Origin of the sequence: Candidatus Marimicrobium litorale, from assembly GCF_026262645.1 — a bacterium.
GTDB lineage: Bacteria > Pseudomonadota > Gammaproteobacteria > Pseudomonadales > Halieaceae > Marimicrobium > Marimicrobium litorale.
Map to the genome: position 1 here is coordinate 61,048 of NZ_SHNO01000002.1, position 18,558 is coordinate 79,605.

Below are 18,558 nucleotides of genomic sequence, written 5' to 3' on the forward strand. Positions count from 1 at the left end.
ACCTGAAAATTTAGAGCTGACTCAATGAGTAAGAACGTCGTGGTTCTGGGCACCCAGTGGGGTGATGAGGGCAAGGGCAAGATTGTCGATCTACTGACGGATCAAGCGACTGCCGTTGTCCGCTTTCAGGGGGGGCATAATGCCGGGCATACGCTCGTCATTGATGGCAATAAAACAGTCCTGCACCTCATTCCTTCGGGTGTTCTGCGCGAGAATGTGTCCTGCCTGATTGGCAATGGTGTGGTGCTTTCTCCCGCGGCAGCCCTGAAAGAGATCGAAGAGCTGGAATCGCGGTCGGTGCCGGTGCGCGAGCGTCTCAAAATTTCTCCTGCCTGTCCTTTGATACTGCCTTACCACGTCGCGTTGGATCAGGCCCGTGAGGCCAAGCGAGGCAATGAAAAAATTGGTACGACGGGTCGAGGTATCGGGCCGGCGTATGAAGACAAGGTGGCACGGCGCGGTTTGCGTTTGGGCGATCTGGCCGACGAGCAGCGGTTTGGACGCAAACTGCGGGACGTGATGGAATACCATAACTTTGCTCTCGAAAACTACTTCCAGGTGGAGGCGCTGGATGTGGACAAGGTGCTGGAAGAGACGCTTGCACTGGGGCGTGAGCTGGTACCGATGATGGCTGATGTCTCGTCTATCCTGCACCAACATCGACTGGCGGGAGACAATATTATGTTTGAGGGCGCCCAGGGCGCCCTGCTGGATATAGACCATGGTACCTATCCCTTCGTGACCAGCTCCAATACGACGGCTGGCGGCACCGCAACCGGATCTGGTTTTGGACCGCTGTATCTTGATTACGTGCTGGGGATTACCAAGGCGTATACCACTCGCGTCGGCTCGGGGCCTTTTCCGACTGAATTGTTTGATGAAACGGGGGCGCATCTGGCCGAAAAAGGCCACGAATTCGGTGCAACCACAGGTAGGCCGCGGCGCTGCGGCTGGTTCGATGCCGTCGCATTGCGCACGGCAGTCAACATCAACTCGGTTAGCGGGTTGTGCCTGACCAAGCTCGATGTGCTGGATGGGTTGGAGTCTATTCGCATCTGTGTGGGCTATACCTGCAAGAATGGCAAACCTGTGCCCAACCCTTTTGACTCCGAAGACTATGAGGGGCTGGTGCCCGTTTACGAGGAAGTGCCTGGTTGGAGTGATTCAACGCTGGGAGCAAGAGCCCTCGAGGAACTGCCGCAGCAGGCACGCAACTACATAAACAAAATCGAGACGGTCGTGGGCGCGCCGATTGATATTATCTCCACCGGCCCGGAGCGTTTGGAGACGATCGTACTCAGGCACCCCTTCGACGCGTGAGGGGGCGTTTTCGGCGACGTTTCCGTCAGAAACTTTGTCTCTAAAGAGAAAAATAAAGTATGCATTTGAGAAAGCGAGTTTTGGTAACAGGTGGGGCGGGTTTTCTGGGTTCGCACCTGTGCCAGCGATTGGTTGAGCGGGGCGACGACGTATTGTGTGCGGATAACTTTTTCACCGGTACCAAGGACAATATTATCGACTTGACGGACAAGCCGAATTTTGAGTTGATGCGTCATGATGTGACATTTCCCCTCTACGTAGAAGTAGACGAAATTTATAATCTCGCTTGTCCCGCTTCACCGGTGCATTATCAGCACGATCCGGTGCAGACCACAAAGACCAGTGTCCATGGCGCGATCAATATGCTGGGTCTTGCCAAGCGCACAGGCGCAAAGATATTTCAGGCCTCAACCAGTGAGGTTTATGGCGATCCTCAGATACACCCTCAACCTGAAAGCTACTGGGGTCATGTCAATCCAGTAGGTGAACGCTCCTGTTACGACGAGGGCAAGCGCTGTGCTGAGACGCTCTTTTTTGACTATCACAGACAGCATGGTCTGAATATCAAAGTAGCCAGAATATTCAACACCTACGGGCCCAAAATGCATCCCAACGATGGCCGGGTGGTGTCGAATTTTATTATGCAGGCCCTCAGAGGAGATGCGATCACGATCTTTGGTGACGGCGATCAATCGCGGTCTTTTTGCTATGTTGACGATCTGATTGATGGTTTCCTTGCCTTGATGGATACCGATGACGCAGTGACCGGCCCCGTGAACCTTGGTAACCCGAATGAGTTCACGATTCTGGAGTTAGCGGAAAAAGTGATTGCCCTAACAGGTTCGAAATCTGAATTGGTCAACAATCCCCTGCCCAGCGATGATCCCCTGCAGCGCCAACCCAATATTGACGCGGCAAAGGCTTTGCTGGGCTGGGAACCCGGAATTCAGCTTGAGGAAGGGCTGAAAAGTACAATTGACTATTTTTCACGCATGCTCTGAGGTTGCGGCGCGCGCTCTAACGTCAGCGCGGTGGAGCGATGTATTTCGCACGCTTTCGCCTTTGTACAGTTGGCGTTACCCTGTTGTTCCAGATTTGTGTACACAAGGTGATTGTCTCGCCAACGATTGACGTGGCCTGCAAAAGTGAATGATTTGGCGCTGTCTAGGTAATGATCATTCGTCGTTGGTGGTCCCGTAGGCGCTTAACGCCCGACGCAGCTGTAGTGGAAGCCGTGAGATTGCACGCGACCCCTTTCGTACACGTTACGCAGGTCGATGAAAACGTCGCCGCTCATCAGGGATTTCACTTTACCGAGGTCGAGTCCTCGGTAAACGTTCCATTCCGTCATCAGCACTATGGCATCAGCGTCGGCGATAGTATCTTCAACGCTCTCCTGGTACTGGATGGCGTTGGGGAGTTCCTTGCGGGCCTCATCCATGCCCTGAGGATCATGGGCCTTGATGCAAGCGCCCTGCTCCAGCAGCGCGGGCAGAATAGTGAGCGAGGGCGCATCACGCATATCATCCGTTTCGGGCTTGAAGGTGAGTCCGAGAACGGCAATCGTTTTATTGGCCGCGCTGCCTCCCAGTGCCTGTTCAATCTTTTCCACCATGCGTCTCTTTTGCGCTGTGTTAACGTCAACTACCGCCTGCACAATACGACTCGTTGCACCTGCATCCTGTGACATACGGATCATGGCAAGCGTATCTTTTGGAAAGCAGGACCCCCCGTACCCTGGGCCGGCATGCAAAAACTTTTTACCGATACGCCCGTCAAGCCCCATCCCCCTTGCAACCGCGTGCACGTCGGCGCCGGTTTTTTCACACAGCTCCGCCACCTCATTGATGAAACTGATTTTTGTGGCAAGAAACGCATTGGCGGCATACTTGGTAATCTCCGCGCTCTCAAGGTCGGTGACCATAATGGGGGTTTCTATCAAGTTGAGTGGTCGGTATAGCTCGCGAAGCATAGTGCCTGCTCGTTCGGATTGTACGCCCAGTACCACCCGGTCAGGACGCATGAAATCGCCGATCGCTGAGCCTTCACGGAGAAACTCGGGGTTGGATGCGACATCGAAATCCGCGTCAGGATTTGTTCGGCTGACAATGTTGTGTACTTCACGGGCAGTGCCTACCGGTACGGTGGATTTATCGACGATGACGGTGTATCCCTCGAGGTGTTCAGCGATTTCTTCCGCTGCGGCATAGACATACTTTAGATCTGCGTGACCGTCTCCACGTCGCGTCGGTGTGCCCACAGCGATAAAGACGAGGTCCGCGTCAGCAATCCAGTCTTTTAGCTGGTCGGAAAATTTTAGACGTCCACCCTTCACATTGCGAGAAACGAGGTCGTCCAATCCGGGTTCATAGATTGGGATGTTAGCAGCCTGCAGTGCTTTTATTTTTGATGCATCAACGTCGACGCAGGTTACATTTGCGCCGAACTCTGCAAAGCAGGCACCGGAGACCAGCCCCACGTAGCCTGCGCCTATCATCACAACATTCATTTAATGCCCCTTATCCATGTGGCTCATATACCATTCGATAAAATGATCGATGCCTTCCTGTATCGGCGTTCTGGGATGATAGTCCACCGCCTCTATCAGGGCGCCAATGTCGGCATAGGTTGCCGCTACATCACCAGGCTGCATGGGGAGCAACTGCTTTTCTGCTTTTTTTCCTATGGCCTGTTCGATTGCACCAATAAATTCCATTAACGAGACGGGGTTGTTGTTTCCAATATTATAGAGTCGATAAGGGGCGCTGCTGGTTCCTGGATCGGGTTGTCGTGAGTCCCAGTCAGGATTGGGGGTGGCGGGCTTGTCTGTCACACGGATGATGCCTTCCACAATATCGTCGATGTAGGTGAAATCCCTTTGCATCTCACCGTTATTGAAAACCTTGATAGGTTCGCCCTTTAAAATGGCATCGGTGAAAAGGAAAAGCGCCATGTCGGGTCGCCCCCACGGTCCGTAAACAGTGAAAAACCGCAAACCCGTGGTCGGAATGTTGTACAAGTGCGAATAGGTATGCGCCATTAGCTCATTGGCCTTTTTAGTCGCCGCGTAGAGTGATATCGGATGATCGACATTGTCGTGAACGGAAAAGGGCATGCTGCCGTTCATGCCGTAAACCGAGCTGCTGCTGGCGTAGACAAGGTGGCCGATGCGATGGTGTCGACAACATTCAAGTATATTGGTGAAGCCTATGACGTTGCTGTCGATGTAGGCGTGTGGATTTTCCAATGAGTATCTCACCCCTGCCTGGGCGGCGAGGTTGATAACCGCATCGAAACGCGTTGCCTCGAAGAGCGCATTCAACGCGTCCCGGTCTCGCAGATCGGCCTTGACGAAGGTGAAGTGATCCTGACGGCGCAATCGCTCCAGGCGTGCCTCTTTCAGGCTGACGTCATAATAATCGTTGAGGTTATCCAGCCCGATAACCCTGTCGCCTCGGGCGAGGAGTTTTTCACTGAGGTGGTAGCCAATAAAGCCGGCGGCGCCGGTGACGAGTATCTGCATGGGAAGGGATCTATTACCGAGTTGGAGTCACATAATATAGAGTTTTTCTGATATTTTCATAGTCGGATAGTCAGAGAGTATGACGCCCTGCGGGTTTTTCCCTCATACCAATCGGTTATACTCACAGTCTTTATTACAGTCGACGTGATGGGATAATACTATGACGGGTACCGTGTTGGTGACTGGAGGAGCGGGCTACATTGGCAGCCACGCCTGTGTTGCTTTGATTGACGCGGGATATGACGTGGTTGTGCTGGACAACCTGTCTAACAGCAGCGCCGTAGCCTTGGAGCGATGCGGCAGTATTTGTGGGACAGTGCCTGAGTTTGTGCAGGGTGATATACGCGATCGCCAGTGCCTGGACGCGGTATTCAGTCGGCATACAGTGCGGGCGGTGTTGCACTTTGCCGGTCTCAAGGCAGTGGGTGAATCGGTAGCAATGCCATTGGAATACTACGACTGCAATGTCTCTGGTTCGCTTGTGCTGCTGGAGGCGATGGCGAAAGCAGGGGTAAAAAATCTTGTGTTTTCCTCATCGGCTACGGTCTATGGCGACCCGGCAACTGTGCCTATCCGCGAGGATTTCAATCTGGCGCCCACCAGCCCCTACGGGCGAACCAAGCGCATGGTTGAGGACATACTTGCTGACTGGCAGGTGGCCAACCCGGACTGGAGTATTTGCCGCCTACGCTATTTCAATCCGGTCGGTGCCCATCCAGGTGGTACGATAGGCGAAGACCCGCAGGGCCACCCGAATAATCTGATGCCATTCATTGCGCAGGTCGCTGTAGGTCAGCGCGATAAGCTGTTTGTTTTTGGCGACGACTATGCAACATCTGATGGTACGGGTGTTCGCGACTACATTCACGTCATGGACCTTGTAGAGGGACACGTGTCTGCGCTCGACTATGTGTGTCGTCAAACAGGGTTGCACACCATTAACCTCGGTACCGGTAACGGTGTGTCAGTGCTGGAGATGATCAGCGCGTTCGAGCGTGCCAGCGGAAAGGCGGTGCCCTACGAGATTGTTGCAAGGCGACCGGGCGATATCGCCACCTGCTGGGCCGACCCAACGCTGGCGCAAACATTGCTGCAGTGGAGGGCGTCTCGCGACCTTGCGCAGATGTGTCAGGATACCTGGCGTTGGCAAGCGTCTAATCCGCGGGGCTACGCCTCCTGATTAACGCGTTGCACGATTCAGGCCCGGTGACCGAGATCGTTCCTGTGCCAATCGGCCCGCCGTTCGTGTGTACTTCGAAAGAAAATCTAATCAGCAATACGCGCAGAAACACCTTTTATGCTGCGGGATTTTGGCCCTTCAGGTAGCTCGCCGAGCTCAGTGGAGCGAGGACTTTCCGGTGCGGCCGCCGCAAAACGGAAAATGTGACCCGAACGCGTCGCCATTCTCATCTTCGTTTTGACGCAGCCCCCGAAGGCCCAATAGCGCCAGTAAGCCTGACATTAGAGCGAGTAGCCAGAGCGGAGCCAGCGGCACAGAGGTTGGGCCCGTGCTCGAACAATTTATGGGCGTGGATGCGAGGCTGACGCTACCGTTGTAAAAGGTCTGTCCAGACCAATTCAATGCGTTGCTGCAATAGCTGACAGTGGCCAGCCCAGTATTGTTTTGAAACATGGTGTCTATATCGAAGGCTTCGAATGCCCCCCTGAACTCGACTGTGCTGAGGTTGTTCCTATTGAAAGCATTAGCGTCGATAGTAGTGACACTAGCGGGAACGGTTAGAGTTTCAAGAGCGTTGCTCTCGAACGCTTTCTTTCCGATAATTTTTACGCCGTCCGGAATTCTTATATTTTTGAGGGTGTTGCCCTTAAAGGCTTTTTCGCCAAAAGTCTGTATGTTTTGTCCTATGACTACGCTGAACAGATTTTGATCTTCAAAGGCTTGAATTTTGACACGGGTCACTGCGTAATCGATTGAGCCTTCCCGCACCGTAGCTGGAATTGTTATGTTTAAGTCACTGCATATTGCTGTATCACAGCCTGCCAGTTCGACCTGATTATCGGGCGTTCCGGCAATGACGTCATAACTCAAGCCAAGCGCGTTGAAAGCAAAGGTTTGACTCGAAAAGAGTGTTGAAGAAATAAGAAGAAAATAAAGAGCTGGCAAGCCGTATTGCGGTATTCGAAGACGTGACATCTCCATTAGAGAATTCCTAATGCGTAATCTATGATGCGAAAACCGCGGGTATGCAGTGATAGTATCGATCGGTTCGGTTAAGTCAAGGGCATGGCATGGCCCTGCAGGCTTGAGAAGCGACCGGCTGGAAATTGTCGCCATCGTCGCTGCGCGTACATCCGGTCAATCAAAGTATTAATGTCAGGTCCGGGCGCACACGCTGCTGTTGACTGAGCGTTGTATCAACGTTGCGGTCATCATGAGCGAACAGATTGTCGCTTGCAGTTTTCCCCCAAGCTTAACTTTCGGTTTTACTGCGGCTGAGACTAACCGCTCGTAAAGCGACCAATTATTGCGAAATAGACAAGCAGCGATTATTCGGCGTGGTCTTCCTCTACGAATGCCCAGGTAAGCTCTGCTGAAACGATCTTACCCGCATTGGCACTCATGGTGGGCCTTGTACTCGCTATAGGTCAGGCCGGTCCATCGTCGGAAGGCTCGGTAAAAGCTGTTGACCTCGAGATAACCAAGCTCATCTGCCAGACATTTACCCGGCAGCCATGCCTGTTTTAGCACTTGTTCACACCGATATTGTCGAGCTCGATCGAGCAAAAACTGGTAGCACGTATGGTCGGCACGCAGACGCCGACGCAGGGTGGTGCCACTCATACCAAGGGTTTCAGCGACCGAGTCCGCCCGCAGGCGGGCGAGATCTCCGCCAAGCAAGATTGTCAGCACCTTATCGGTTGTTCTCGTGGGCGCTGGGTACTCAGTGCGATGGGGCGGGGTCGCGTGGTGGCTGCCCGAGACTAGCAGGGATAAATTTTCCATAATCAAAACGTCCTTGTTTCGGTTTCTGGATGACGAATAGTGAGAGACTGAAGGTTTTCAGGGCCACAATCCGTGTCGCCCCGGTACACCTATTTTCAGGCTAGCACAGGTTCTGCGGAAATAAAGCCGGCCGCGCGCCCTGACTGAATATGATGGTAATCATCACCGGCCTGAAACGATATGGCCTAAAAATCGGGAGTAGGGCAGTCCATGACTGCGGCGACGCTGCAGATCAATTCTCGTTCCTGCGGGTTGAGCTCCCCGTCGATACTCGCAGACAGCGCCATGGCTTTCAGTATTCGGGGTTTGAGCAGAGGATAGCAGTCGTTGAGCTCGTTTACTGCCCGGCTGAAAGTGGCAACATCGCATGACTGGGAGGGCGCGATCGTCATGTCGCTGAGGTCCAGACTGTTTGCGGCAGCACCAAAGGCTAACCCGGAATCATCGTCTCCGTGGTAGGCCAGCACTGATAACACAGTGCGCAGTTGCTGGGAAACCCGACGCAGTGTGCGATGGCGCGGGCGGCCGGGGCGCACGCGGAAAAACTCGGGGTCCAGGTAGTGGCGAATCAATTGGAACAGGCACCACTCGTAAAGGCTCGTTCGTCGGTCCGCCCTGATCAGGGCGAGCAGGGTATTCTTGAACACCCGATACTGCTGCCTTGACATGGACTTCAGCGCCGGCAGACACATCTCCACCAGCGGCAGCCGCTGTCCGGCGTTCAACTCCTGTACCGCTGGCGACACGGCAATCATTGTCTCCCTTAGCCCTGAAATCTCTGCAGCGGCAATCACCTCAAACTGTTTCTGGCGTATAGATATCACAGGGTCTAACAACAGTGAAAAAATCAGAACATGGGCGCCCAGCGGTTCCCTGCACTGTTGAGCCAGCGCCAAAGGAATGCCCTCTGGCAGTGCGGACGCCGTCCCAGGTGGGTCGGTGGCGAAATGCGCATCTGCAAGCGTCGTAGAGTCGCCTTTGTCCATGATTGCCCCGGCTATTGCCGCGGTGACAATGGCAGCTCTGCCCACGCCTGCCTCGCTGCTGCGGGTATCCGTGGGCGTCTCTCTGTAATGAACAGGTTCGCGTCTGATGAACTCTCCGTTCCACTCTGGCTCCACTCGCCGGATTCTGTTTTCCAGTGGCGGGTGTGTGGCGAACAAGTGCCACAGTCTGTGTTCTATTTGACCGAAAAAAATATGGGACATCTCGTTAGCGCGCGCAGCGTGCACCAGCGTGCCCGGAATATAACCGCCGATAACCTTTAATGCGTCTGCAATACCGGTTTTGCTCCGTGTCAATTGCACCGCGCTGGCATCGGCGAGGTATTCCTTCTGGCGGGAAATGGCAGCTTTTATAAAGCCTGCTACCGCTCCCCCCAGCCATCCAAGGGCGAGCAAGCCCAGCCCGAGGCCGAGAAAAGCGGTTCCGCCATTACGGCGGCTGCTGGAGCCGGTGCGGGCATGGTTGCTTGAGCGCAAAATGAAATGGCCGACATCGCCGATAAAGGTAATCCCCTTCAGCATGGCTGCCAGGCGGATGTTCAATCGCATATCGCCATTGAGTATATGGCTGAACTCGTGGGCGATGACCCCTTGCAGTTCATTCCTCTGCAGGTGATCAATGGTGCCGCGGGTCACTGCCACTACGGCATTCGCCGGCGTTATGCCCGCGGCAAACGCGTTGATACCGCGCTCGTCGTTCATCACATAAACGGGTGGGACGGGCATGTTGGCCGCCAACGCCATCTCTTGCACCACGTTCAGGCAGCGTTGCTCTGCGGCGTCATCCGACTGCGGTAAAACCCGGGTGCCTCCCATACGTTCGGCCACGGTCTTGCCGCCGGTAGACAACTGTATCCACTTTACGAGTACTACCATGGCGACCGTGGCAGAGACCGCAAGGCCGATCATGCCGAAACGCGCCCAACTGAAATAGGCGGCAAAGCCATCTATACCAGTACCGCCGCTGTAGAGGTTGTAATCCTGACTGACGAAGAGAAAGGCTGCTACGGCGGCATTAGTCAGTGTCACCAAAAGCAAGACTGCGGCGACAAAAAGCAGCACTAACAGGCGCGTGTTGCGCCTTGCGTGATCCTGCTGGGCAAAGAAGTCCATCCGGCCGGGGCCGCCGAATCAGAATGACACCTGCGGTGCTGCCTGAATCGCCGGGGAATCCTCAAACTCCAGTAGAGTGGCGTCTTCGGGGTGGCCAAACCGTGCCGCAAAGAACAGGGGCGGAAAGCTCTGCCGGTAAGTATTGTAGGTCATGACAGCATCATTGAAGCCCTGTCGAGCAAAGGCTACGCGATTTTCGGTGGTAGTAAGCTCCTCGGTGAGCTGCATCATATTTTCATTGGCTTTCAGTTGTGGATAAGCCTCCATTGTAACGTTCAGTTTGCCCAAGGCACTACCCACCGCGCCCTCAGCGCTTGCGAGTTTGCCCAGATCAGCAGGGCCAATATGACCGCCTTGCATCCCCTTGAGTATGGCCGCAGCGTCATTGCGTGCAGTCACAACAGCCTCCAGTGTTGTTCGCTCATGCTCCATATAAGCCCGCGCAGTTTCCACCAGGTTGGGTATCAGGTCATAGCGGCGTTTTAGCTGTACTTCAATCTGGGAAAAAGCATTGAGGTAACGATTCTTGAAAGTGACCAGAGTGTTGTAAATATTGGTGACGTAGATCACCAGGCCAATGAGCACCAGCCAAAGGATAATGGTCGAGACGTCCATGCGGTCTACCCCGGTTATTAATTTTTCGTGGTGGCGTGATCCTGAGACTCATACTGGCGAAGCCACGCGGTATTTTCAACTCGTTAATTGCCGTTTTGCCGAAGCGCCGGCGCGTATTAATATAAAACTTCTTTCTCAATTAGCTTGACTGACCGTGCGTAGCCTTGAAAGATGTTGATGGCGGCTCGGGGATAATGAATTTCTAGCTGATGTGTTTGGTTTTAGCCTACGGATGGGGGCGTTTATGGACAAACGAAAACTGGTGGTGCAGCTGGCCGGGCGCATGGGTGTAGCCGAGGAGAAGGCCGAGGAATGGCTGCAGGCGGTGATGGATTTGCTTCATCAGGCTTACGTTGGCGATGCGGTGTCCGACGGTGAAGCACAGGAACAGCCGGTAGATCGGTCGCTCAGCAGTCAGGGTTTGCCTGTCTTGCGGCCGCTTACACGGGTGACAAAGCTCGCGATTGACGATGAAGTTGCAGTTGCAGTGGATCGTTTTCCCTACAGGGTAGGGCGTTACGAAGTGCCATTGGATCGCTTTCCCTTCAGGGTGGGGCGTGAAGCGCGGGTTCAAACTGCCGCGGGCGTTCGCGGGCTGATGGAGCGTCGCCAAACCCCGGCCAAGAAAAACAACGAGTTGTATGTCAAGGATCAGGGTAAGACGGTCAATGTTTCGCGCGAGCATTTCCAGATCGAATTGAAACCTGATGGTAGCTATGAATTGGTCGATCGTGGCAGTGCGTGCGGCACAATCGTAGAAAATCAGGCGGTAGGCGGTAACTACGCAGGGGGCCGGTGCCCTCTGAATTTCGGTGATTCCATTATCGTGGGCACGCCGGAGTCGACGATCGTCTTTGAATTCTCAAGAGTGGATCAGTGAGCTGCGGCTGTTCGCTTCGTGCTCAGCCTGGAGCGTCTTCCCTGGTGCGTATGAAGGACCGCCAGGCGCCGGTATCGGTGCGAATTGATTGGCCCTTTGCTCACTCAGCGAAGTGTCTTCCTTAACGGATCGTGCAGTAGTCGCAGAACGTGGTGGCGACGTCCCGGCATACCTGCCTTTTTAAACGGCCAATACAATAACCGGCCCCAATAAGGTAAGGATGACATTCGACACGGCATAGGGAACGGTATACCCGAACACGGGCGCTTCACTATCGGCTTCACTGACCAGCGCATTGAGCGCGGGAGTGCAGGTCAGCACCCCGGCCAATGCGCCACAGATCACCGGTGGTGGCATTTTCAGCACGCGGTGGGCGTAGAGTGTGCACGTCAGCAAGGGGACGCTCACGGTTATAAGTGCGAGCAGAGGTAACAACATGCCCTTTTCCTCGAGTAGTGTCAGGGCGTGGGGGCCACTGGCCAATCCCACAGAGGCGATGAAAATCGCCAGGCCATAGTCTCGTAGATGCAGTGCCGTCGTGGCAGGGAGGCTGCCGAAGGTTGGTTTTCGTGCACGCAGCCAACCGAATACCAGGCCCGAAATCAAGCACCCCCCTCCTGTATGCAGGCCAAGGTCGGCGCCGGCCACGGGAACGGTAACGAGGCCGAGAATCATGCCCACGATGATGCCAACACCAAGATAGACGTAATCTACTCCCTTGCTGGGGTCCACAGAGTAGCCTATATCGCGTGCTGTTTTATCCACCGAGTCGCGGGGTCCGTAAAGAGTCACAACGTCACCGGGTTGCAGCATGACCCCTCGCCAAATTTTCAGTTCTCGATCGGCGCGCTTGAGGCGAAGTACGAACACGCCTCGGCGAATGGCAGGATCGACCACCTGCTTGGCTTCTGCGAGAGTAATGCCGCTCAGTTTCCTGGTGGTAACTACGACGTCCCGTGTTTCGTCGATCAATTGGATGCCATCGACTGTTCCCTCCTCGGCGCCCAGTTGTGGGCCGTAGGAAGCGAGCGCTGTGCGCGGGCCCATCAGCGCGACCAAGTCACCGTGTTCCAGGCGCGTCGTGGGCGAAATTTTGATTTGTCCGTCGCCTCGGTATAGCTGAACAACGTGAACTGCTTCTTTGCTGGACTCACGAATGTAAGCCACAGTTGACCCGACAAAGCTTTTTTCGGTGAGTCTGTAAAGCCGCGCCCTAACGTCCTGCAGCGGTTCTGACTGACCGTCCTCCAGATCCTTCTCAGGGCCTCCCATGGCGTCCTCGAACTCCTTGGAAGCCTGCCGCAGATTTACCCCCATCAATCGGGGAGCAATTTTGGTGGTGAAAAAAATGACCAGTGTGAAGCCGAAGAGATAGGTGATGGCGTAGGTGACAGCAATATTGGATTGTAGGCGCAGTTTTTCTTGCTCAGTGATCTTCAGGTTGGCAATGGCATCTCCCGCGGTACCGACCGACGCGGATTCTGTTGTGGCACCGGCAAGCAGTCCTGCTGCTGATCCTGGGTCTAAATCGAAGAAGCGAGCTGCGCACCAGACGGTAATAAATATTATTACACCCGCAAAGACAGTCAGGTGAAGCTGATCGAGTGTCGTCCGGCCAAGGCTTTGGAAAAATTGCGGGCCGCTAACGTAACCCAGAGTGTAGATAAAAACTGCAAACGACATCGTTTTTATATTGTCGTCTACTTCAACGCCGACCTGACCAATGATAATGGCGGCGAACAACGTGCCGGCGAGACCGCCCAGTTGAAAGCGGCCAAACTGGATTTTTCCGATAGTGTAGCCCGCCGCAAGTGACAGGAAGAGGGCGCTGATGGGAAGTGCTGCAAACAAGGTTCGCAGATGAACGTTTATGCTGTCGATTAGAAAATCCACTCTTGCTCCCGTTGAAGTTATCAGTGCGGACAAGGCCGTCTGTAGGGCCGGTAATTACGATGGTGTGATGAGAGTATAGAAAAAACTATCAAGAATTCCGCGTTATCAAAATCTGGATCGCCGTCGCCTCGCTGATTCGCTGGGGTATATGGGTGTGCCGCCAGGATGCTTACCTCACTTCCCGCGGCAGGGCGGCCCAGTGTTGTTCACCGCGGTCACCTTCAGTGGCCTCGCTGCGCGCGGGATTCATAAAACGTGCCATGAAAGGCTCCGAAAAACTCCCCCAGCTGCGGATGGTCCACCTCCTCGCCGCTGTGGTCTTCGAGAAGGTTCTGCTCAGACACATAAGCGATGTAGGTCTGTTCGCTGTTTTCAGCCAGCAGGTGGTAAAACGGCTGATCCTTGCGGGGTCGCACGTCCGCCGGTATCGATTCCCACCATTCCTCGGTGTTGTTAAAGGTGGGATCTACATCAAAAATGACGCCCCTGAATGGGAAAAGGCGGTGTTTTACTACCTGGCCAATGGTGAACTTCGCATCTCGTTTGAGCATTTTTTACCCCTGTTCGACAGCGTCCAAAATAACAGATTTACGCAGGGAGGGGGGTAGGTCGTTGGGTCGGGTAAATCAGTGTAAGAACGGCGTTAAACGGTAAACCGCTTCATCCGGAGGGATGAGAGACAGAATGAGGGGCCAGCGTAAGGCGGGTCACTTTTATCACTAGTGCCCGGTTTGAGGGTTGAATCATCAGTATTTATCTCATTTTTTGTGGGATACCAGGCCACTTGCCCTCCGTATCCGCTATTTTTTATATGGGGGTGCTACGCCCGTAAAAAAGTCTTATACGGCGGGCCGCCTCCTTAACGCAGGTCATGTCTGTGGTATCGCCTTGTCCGTCCACCGGCGCACTGAGGATACGCTTCACTGGAGCGGGCCTTGGGGTTGAACCAGCACTCGCTCTGCTGCGGCGCTGCGCTCATTCTCGCGTGCGTTTGGATCGATGATGCTCTGCTCCGGGAATCCGAGTGCGTCTTCTTCCACTGTCTGCGTTAATGCGCAGTGTGCCAAGGCTATTGTATTACCTTGTTTTTTTAAAAACGAAACCGTATCTCAGCTGGCCCGACTGAGCGGGGTTTGGGCAGCTCCGGTGTGGCAGCCACATGTCCTACCCTCGGGGGTAAGCGGGCTCCTCTCGCGGTCAAATGGCGAAAGCGTAAGCTCCGAAGGTACTGCGCAAGTTGTTATGAGTCGCTACTCTTCCCCGTCTTGTGATGCTCTCGGGAGTGCTCTTTGTGATCTCGCTTTTTGTTTTGATGGTGCCTGTCATCGCTCTGAGAATGCCCATCATGATGTTGCTTGGTGTGTTTATGTCCTTCGGGATCTCCGCCATGTTGGGTGTGAGGATGGGACTTTTCGTGAGCGCGATACTCGGTATGGTCCTTGTTGTGCTTATGTTCGTGCCCATCGTCGTACTTCTTTTCCATTTTTTGCTTCATCTGATTGCTCGTTTTCTGCTTCTTGTCTGACATGTTGACTCCCTTTGAAATGACCGGCTCGGTCGCATGTGTATCGGTCTTGATTCGCCTGTAATGGCAAATCTACCACTGCATTAAACGGAGATCCAGCGCGATAAATTGTCTGGTTAGGTTTAAACAATCCGAGGCGCGCGAAACAGGGTTTCGTGCGGTTCGTCAACGCAGTCTCGGTCTATTGCAGCGACGCAAGCAAAAGCCAGCAGTGGGAGACGAAGAGGGTGGGGGATGCAGGAGGGGTTGCTCGTTGCTGAGCCCGAGTAGGGTTAAACCAATGGGGTCTTGTGAAGTCTGTAATGGTGCCCAGGAGAGGACTTGAACCTCCACGCCCTTTCGAGCACTAGCACCTGAAGCTAGCGTGTCTACCAATTTCACCACCTGGGCACGTTTGCCTGCCCTCAGTGAAGGGGAAGGTCAAAGCGAGCGCGGCGACTTTACTTTTCCCGCGCGTCCATGTCAATGCCCAGCGGGTGGTGGTGGGGATACGCAACTGAGCGGTGTGGAGTGATCTCGCGTATAATTGTCGGAATACACCATCGAGAACTCATTATAAGGCCCCCTTTATGGCCAGGAAAGGCAGGATTGCCGACCCGTACGCAGCCCGCGAAGCGGAACGCTACGATAACCCCATCCCCAGCCGCGAAGTGATTCTAGAGCTGTTGTCTGATGCGGATAAACCACTCGGCCATGGCCATATTGCCCAGGCGCTGGGTCTTGAAGAGGTTCCTCAGCAGGAGGCCCTGAAGAAGCGTCTGCGCGCCATGGAGCGTGACGGGCAGATCATGGTGAATCGTCGCGGGGCCTATGCTCTGGTGGACCGTATGGACCTGCTGCACTGCCGGGTGCAGGGGCACAGGGATGGGTATGGTTTTGCCATACCCATGAACGACGGTGAAGATATCTATCTGGGCCCGCGGCAGATGCACTTTGTGTTTAATGGCGACGAAGTGCTGGTGCAGGTAACGGGCGAAGACCGTCGAGGTCGCCTTGAAGGCAAGGTCGTTGAGGTATTGCAACGCGGCCAGACCTCTTTCGTAGGGCGCTACGATGAAGAGAGTGGCATCGGATTTGTCATTCCCGATAACGGCCGCGTCAGCCAGCAGATATTGATTCCGCCCAAGGAGAAAGGTGGTGCACGTCCCGGTCAGGTGGTGACGGTCGAAGTCACAGATTATCCAACGCGCAAATTGGGTGCCAAGGGTCGTATCGATGAGGTACTCGGTGATCATCTCGATCCGGGCATGGAGATCGACGTGGCAATACGTTCCCATGGTATTCCGTGGGAGTGGTCAGAGGAGGTCCTCGCCGAAGCGTCTGCGCTGGAGGATGAGCCGCTGACGGTGGACAAGCAGCACCGGGTAGATTTGCGGAAGCTGGCCTTTGTCACGATCGACGGCGAGGATGCCCGGGATTTCGACGATGCGGTTTATTGTGAAAGGCGCAAGGGAGGCGGCTGGCGTCTGTGGGTCGCGATTGCGGATGTGTCGCACTATGTGATGCCGGGCTCGGCTCTGGATACGGAGGCCGCGCAGCGGGGTAACTCGGTGTATTTTCCCGCCCGGGTGGTACCGATGCTGCCCGAGGCCCTGTCCAATGGGCTCTGTTCCCTGAAGCCTGCGGTCGATCGCCTGTCGATGGTCTGCGAAATGGATCTTGGCCCGCAGGGAGGGCTCGAGGTTTACACGTTCTACGAGGCGGTGATTCACTCCCACGCTCGGTTGACCTATACGCAGGTAGGCGGTGTGCTGGAGAAGGGGCATCACGCCGAAGTGGATGAGGCACGTGTTGCCGATCTCGAGCGACTGCACCAGTTATACAAGGTGCTGCGTGAGGCGCGCGCCGAGCGCGGTGCAATCGATTTTGAAACGGTAGAAACGCGGATCCTGTTCGATGACTTGCGCAAGATTGATGCCATTGTGCCGGTGATTCGTAACGATGCCCACCGCCTGATCGAGGAATGCATGTTGTGCGCCAACGTGGCTACGGCTCGGTTTTACGAAGACAATGGGCTGCCTGTGCTTTATCGCGTGCATGAGGGTCCCAGCGAAGAAAAGCTGGAGGGGTTGCGCACTTTCCTGAGTGAATTAGGATTGAATCTCGGCGGCGGGACAACCCCCACCCCTGTTCATTACCAGGAGTTGTTGGCGCAGATTTCCGACCGGGATGACGCCCATGTGATCCAGACTATGCTGCTGCGCTCCCTGAGTCAGGCGGTCTATCAGCCCGAGAACAAGGGACACTTCGGTCTTCATTACGAGGCCTACGCGCATTTTACCTCACCTATACGACGTTATCCGGACCTGCTGGTGCACCGGGGTATTCGCCGGTTGATTCGCGGTGAGGTGAAAGCTGTGGGTGTGCGCCGGGTGGAGGCGGCAAAGGCTATCCCTGTGAAAAAGATTTTTCCCTACGATGCGCAAAGTATGGCTATTCATGGAGAGCACTGCTCCATGACAGAGCGACGTGCCGATGATGCCACGCGAGAGGTGGATGCCTGGCTCAAATGTGAGTACTTGCAGGAGCACGTGGGGGACGAATTTGACGGGGTGATCGCTGCGGTGACCGGTTTTGGCTTGTTTGTGGAGCTGAAGGACCTCTACATTGAGGGGCTCGTGCACATTACCAGCCTACCCGGTGATTACTACGAGTTTGACAAGGCGCGGCAACGGTTGACCGGTGAGCGCACCGGGCGCAGCTTCCAGATTGGTGGTTACGTTCGGGTGCAGGTGGCACGGGTAGATCTGGATGATCGAAAAATCGATCTGGACCTGGTCGATTCTGCGCCGCCACGAAAGTCGCGACCGGGCAAGAGTCCCACCAGAACTGCCGGGAAAGCAAAAGGAAGGGGTGGGCGCAAGGAGGCCAAAACCCAGGGTAAAGCCAAAACCAAAGGTAAAGCCAAAGCCAAAGCCAAGGGTAAAACCGGCCACAGGCGACACCATTGATGCTGGTTTACGGTATACATGCAGTAGATGCCCTGCTGCGGCGCAATCCTCATACGGTAGATCAGCTTTTGTTACAGGATGGTCGGGATGACAAGCGACTCAAGGCGCTGCTCGCTCTGGCGCAGAACCAGGGTGTCAGCGTTGAGCGGGTTTCTCGGGAAGAACTGGCCCGTCTGGTCGAAGGTCGACATCAGGGCGCAGTGGCTCGCGTAGCAGCATCGGATGCCGAGGGTGGGGGAGGGCTGCAGTGGCGAGAGCCGGAACTATTGCGTCACGTTGAGGGTAAAGCGGGCCCGGTCCTGTTGCTGGTGCTGGATGGGGTGACCGATCCTCACAACCTCGGGGCGTGTCTGCGCAGTGCTGATGCGGCCGGCGCCGACGCGGTGATTGTACCCCGCGATAACTCGGCCAGCATGACGCCGGTGGTGCGCAAAGTGGCCAGCGGTGCGGCGGAGGCTTTGCCTCTGGTCACGGTCACCAACCTCAGTCGCACCCTGGAGGCCCTGAAGGGCAGCGGTGTGTGGCTTTTTGGCGCGGCTGGAGAGGCTGAAAATTCCATATATAACAGTGATTTAACCGGTTCCGTAGCCTTGATTATGGGAGCTGAAGGCAGGGGTATGCGGCGTCTCACCCGGGAGCACTGCGATCATCTGATCAGCCTGCCGATGACCGGTTCTGTCGACAGCCTGAATGTCTCTGTGGCCGCGGGCGTTTGCCTGTTTGAAGCCCGCAGACAGCGGCTTGCTGCCTCCTAATAATCCGCTTGTCA

General features: G+C 55.1%; 15 protein-coding genes and 1 tRNA gene. 7 read left to right on the forward strand and 9 right to left on the reverse strand.

The features are described from left to right. Positions 1-24 precede the first annotated feature (24 nt). Together EYC82_RS16715 and EYC82_RS16720 are read left to right on the forward strand one after the other, a co-directional pair. Positions 25-1,320 carry an adenylosuccinate synthase gene (locus EYC82_RS16715; RefSeq protein WP_279250771.1) on the forward strand — a complete coding sequence of 432 codons (1,296 nt, stop codon included), beginning with the start codon at positions 25-27 and terminating at the stop codon, positions 1,318-1,320. Positions 1,321-1,379: 59 nt separating this feature from the next. After that, the gene (locus EYC82_RS16720; protein WP_279250772.1) at positions 1,380-2,321 is read left to right on the forward strand and encodes a UDP-glucuronic acid decarboxylase family protein; all 942 of its coding nucleotides are present in this window, start codon (positions 1,380-1,382) and stop codon (positions 2,319-2,321) included. Between the two features lie 203 nt (positions 2,322-2,524). On the opposite strand, the gene EYC82_RS16725 is transcribed toward EYC82_RS16720, so the two are convergent. Next, positions 2,525-3,829 carry a UDP-glucose dehydrogenase family protein gene (locus tag EYC82_RS16725; protein ID WP_279250773.1) on the reverse strand — a complete coding sequence of 435 codons (1,305 nt, stop codon included), beginning with the start codon at positions 3,827-3,829 and terminating at the stop codon, positions 2,525-2,527. Beyond that, a complete protein-coding gene (locus EYC82_RS16730) occupies positions 3,830-4,843 on the reverse strand; it encodes an NAD-dependent epimerase (RefSeq protein WP_279250774.1) in 1,014 nt (337 codons plus the stop codon). Positions 4,844-5,003: 160 nt separating this feature from the next. On the opposite strand from EYC82_RS16730, the gene galE reads away from it, so the two are divergent. Further along, on the forward strand, positions 5,004-6,023 hold the full coding sequence (gene galE, locus EYC82_RS16735; RefSeq protein ID WP_279250775.1) for a UDP-glucose 4-epimerase GalE: 1,020 nt from the start codon (positions 5,004-5,006) through the stop codon (positions 6,021-6,023). A gap of 156 nt (positions 6,024-6,179) precedes the next feature. Here the strand turns inward: galE and EYC82_RS16740 are convergent, their stop codons facing one another. From EYC82_RS16740 to EYC82_RS16755, 4 genes are all read right to left on the reverse strand, one after another. Beyond that, positions 6,180-7,004, reverse strand: coding sequence for a leucine-rich repeat domain-containing protein (locus EYC82_RS16740; RefSeq protein WP_279250776.1), 825 nt, complete (start codon positions 7,002-7,004; stop codon positions 6,180-6,182). A 402-nt stretch (positions 7,005-7,406) separates the two neighbouring features. Next, entirely contained in the window at positions 7,407-7,808 is a 402-nt protein-coding gene (locus tag EYC82_RS16745; RefSeq protein ID WP_279250777.1) for an AraC family transcriptional regulator, read from the reverse strand. Positions 7,809-7,993: 185 nt separating this feature from the next. After that, positions 7,994-9,925, reverse strand: coding sequence for a M48 family metallopeptidase (locus tag EYC82_RS16750; RefSeq protein ID WP_279250778.1), 1,932 nt, complete (start codon positions 9,923-9,925; stop codon positions 7,994-7,996). An 18-nt stretch (positions 9,926-9,943) separates the two neighbouring features. Beyond that, on the reverse strand, positions 9,944-10,540 hold the full coding sequence (locus EYC82_RS16755; protein WP_279250779.1) for a LemA family protein: 597 nt from the start codon (positions 10,538-10,540) through the stop codon (positions 9,944-9,946). A gap of 244 nt (positions 10,541-10,784) precedes the next feature. On the opposite strand from EYC82_RS16755, the gene EYC82_RS16760 reads away from it, so the two are divergent. Further along, entirely contained in the window at positions 10,785-11,420 is a 636-nt protein-coding gene (locus EYC82_RS16760) for an FHA domain-containing protein (RefSeq protein WP_279250780.1), read from the forward strand. Between the two features lie 180 nt (positions 11,421-11,600). On the opposite strand, the gene aspT is transcribed toward EYC82_RS16760, so the two are convergent. Both aspT and hspQ read right to left on the reverse strand, forming a co-directional pair. Continuing rightward, a complete protein-coding gene (aspT, locus tag EYC82_RS16765; protein WP_279250781.1) occupies positions 11,601-13,313 on the reverse strand; it encodes an aspartate-alanine antiporter in 1,713 nt (570 codons plus the stop codon). 221 nt (positions 13,314-13,534) lie between these two features. Next, entirely contained in the window at positions 13,535-13,864 is a 330-nt protein-coding gene (gene hspQ / locus EYC82_RS16770) for a heat shock protein HspQ (protein WP_279250782.1), read from the reverse strand. A 740-nt stretch (positions 13,865-14,604) separates the two neighbouring features. Here hspQ and EYC82_RS16775 point away from each other — a divergent pair. Next, a complete protein-coding gene (locus tag EYC82_RS16775) occupies positions 14,605-14,838 on the forward strand; it encodes a hypothetical protein (RefSeq protein ID WP_279250783.1) in 234 nt (77 codons plus the stop codon). Positions 14,839-15,141: 303 nt separating this feature from the next. Here the strand turns inward: EYC82_RS16775 and EYC82_RS16780 are convergent. Next, positions 15,142-15,228: transfer RNA gene (locus EYC82_RS16780), tRNA-Leu, on the reverse strand. 179 nt (positions 15,229-15,407) lie between these two features. Between EYC82_RS16780 and rnr the strand changes: the two genes are divergently transcribed. Both rnr and rlmB read left to right on the forward strand, forming a co-directional pair. Beyond that, positions 15,408-17,789, forward strand: a complete 2,382-nt coding sequence (gene rnr, locus EYC82_RS16785) for a ribonuclease R (RefSeq protein WP_279250784.1) — start codon at positions 15,408-15,410, stop codon at positions 17,787-17,789. Next, positions 17,789-18,544, forward strand: coding sequence for a 23S rRNA (guanosine(2251)-2'-O)-methyltransferase RlmB (rlmB, locus tag EYC82_RS16790; RefSeq protein WP_279250943.1), 756 nt, complete (start codon positions 17,789-17,791; stop codon positions 18,542-18,544). Before rnr ends, rlmB begins: the two co-directional genes overlap by 1 nt. Positions 18,545-18,558 lie beyond the last annotated feature (14 nt).

Coding starts and splice junctions, on each gene's coding strand:
- EYC82_RS16715 (WP_279250771.1), top strand. CDS start 25: ATGAGTAAGAACGTCGTGGTTCTGGGCACCCAGTGGGGTGATGAGGGC.
- EYC82_RS16720 (WP_279250772.1), top strand. CDS start 1,380: ATGCATTTGAGAAAGCGAGTTTTGGTAACAGGTGGGGCGGGTTTTCTG.
- EYC82_RS16725 (WP_279250773.1), bottom strand. CDS start 3,829: ATGAATGTTGTGATGATAGGCGCAGGCTACGTGGGGCTGGTCTCCGGT.
- EYC82_RS16730 (WP_279250774.1), bottom strand. CDS start 4,843: ATGCAGATACTCGTCACCGGCGCCGCCGGCTTTATTGGCTACCACCTC.
- galE (WP_279250775.1), top strand. CDS start 5,004: ATGACGGGTACCGTGTTGGTGACTGGAGGAGCGGGCTACATTGGCAGC.
- EYC82_RS16740 (WP_279250776.1), bottom strand. CDS start 7,004: ATGGAGATGTCACGTCTTCGAATACCGCAATACGGCTTGCCAGCTCTT.
- EYC82_RS16745 (WP_279250777.1), bottom strand. CDS start 7,808: ATGGAAAATTTATCCCTGCTAGTCTCGGGCAGCCACCACGCGACCCCG.
- EYC82_RS16750 (WP_279250778.1), bottom strand. CDS start 9,925: ATGGACTTCTTTGCCCAGCAGGATCACGCAAGGCGCAACACGCGCCTG.
- EYC82_RS16755 (WP_279250779.1), bottom strand. CDS start 10,540: ATGGACGTCTCGACCATTATCCTTTGGCTGGTGCTCATTGGCCTGGTG.
- EYC82_RS16760 (WP_279250780.1), top strand. CDS start 10,785: ATGGACAAACGAAAACTGGTGGTGCAGCTGGCCGGGCGCATGGGTGTA.
- hspQ (WP_279250782.1), bottom strand. CDS start 13,864: ATGCTCAAACGAGATGCGAAGTTCACCATTGGCCAGGTAGTAAAACAC.
- rnr (WP_279250784.1), top strand. CDS start 15,408: ATGGCCAGGAAAGGCAGGATTGCCGACCCGTACGCAGCCCGCGAAGCG.
- rlmB (WP_279250943.1), top strand. CDS start 17,789: ATGCTGGTTTACGGTATACATGCAGTAGATGCCCTGCTGCGGCGCAAT.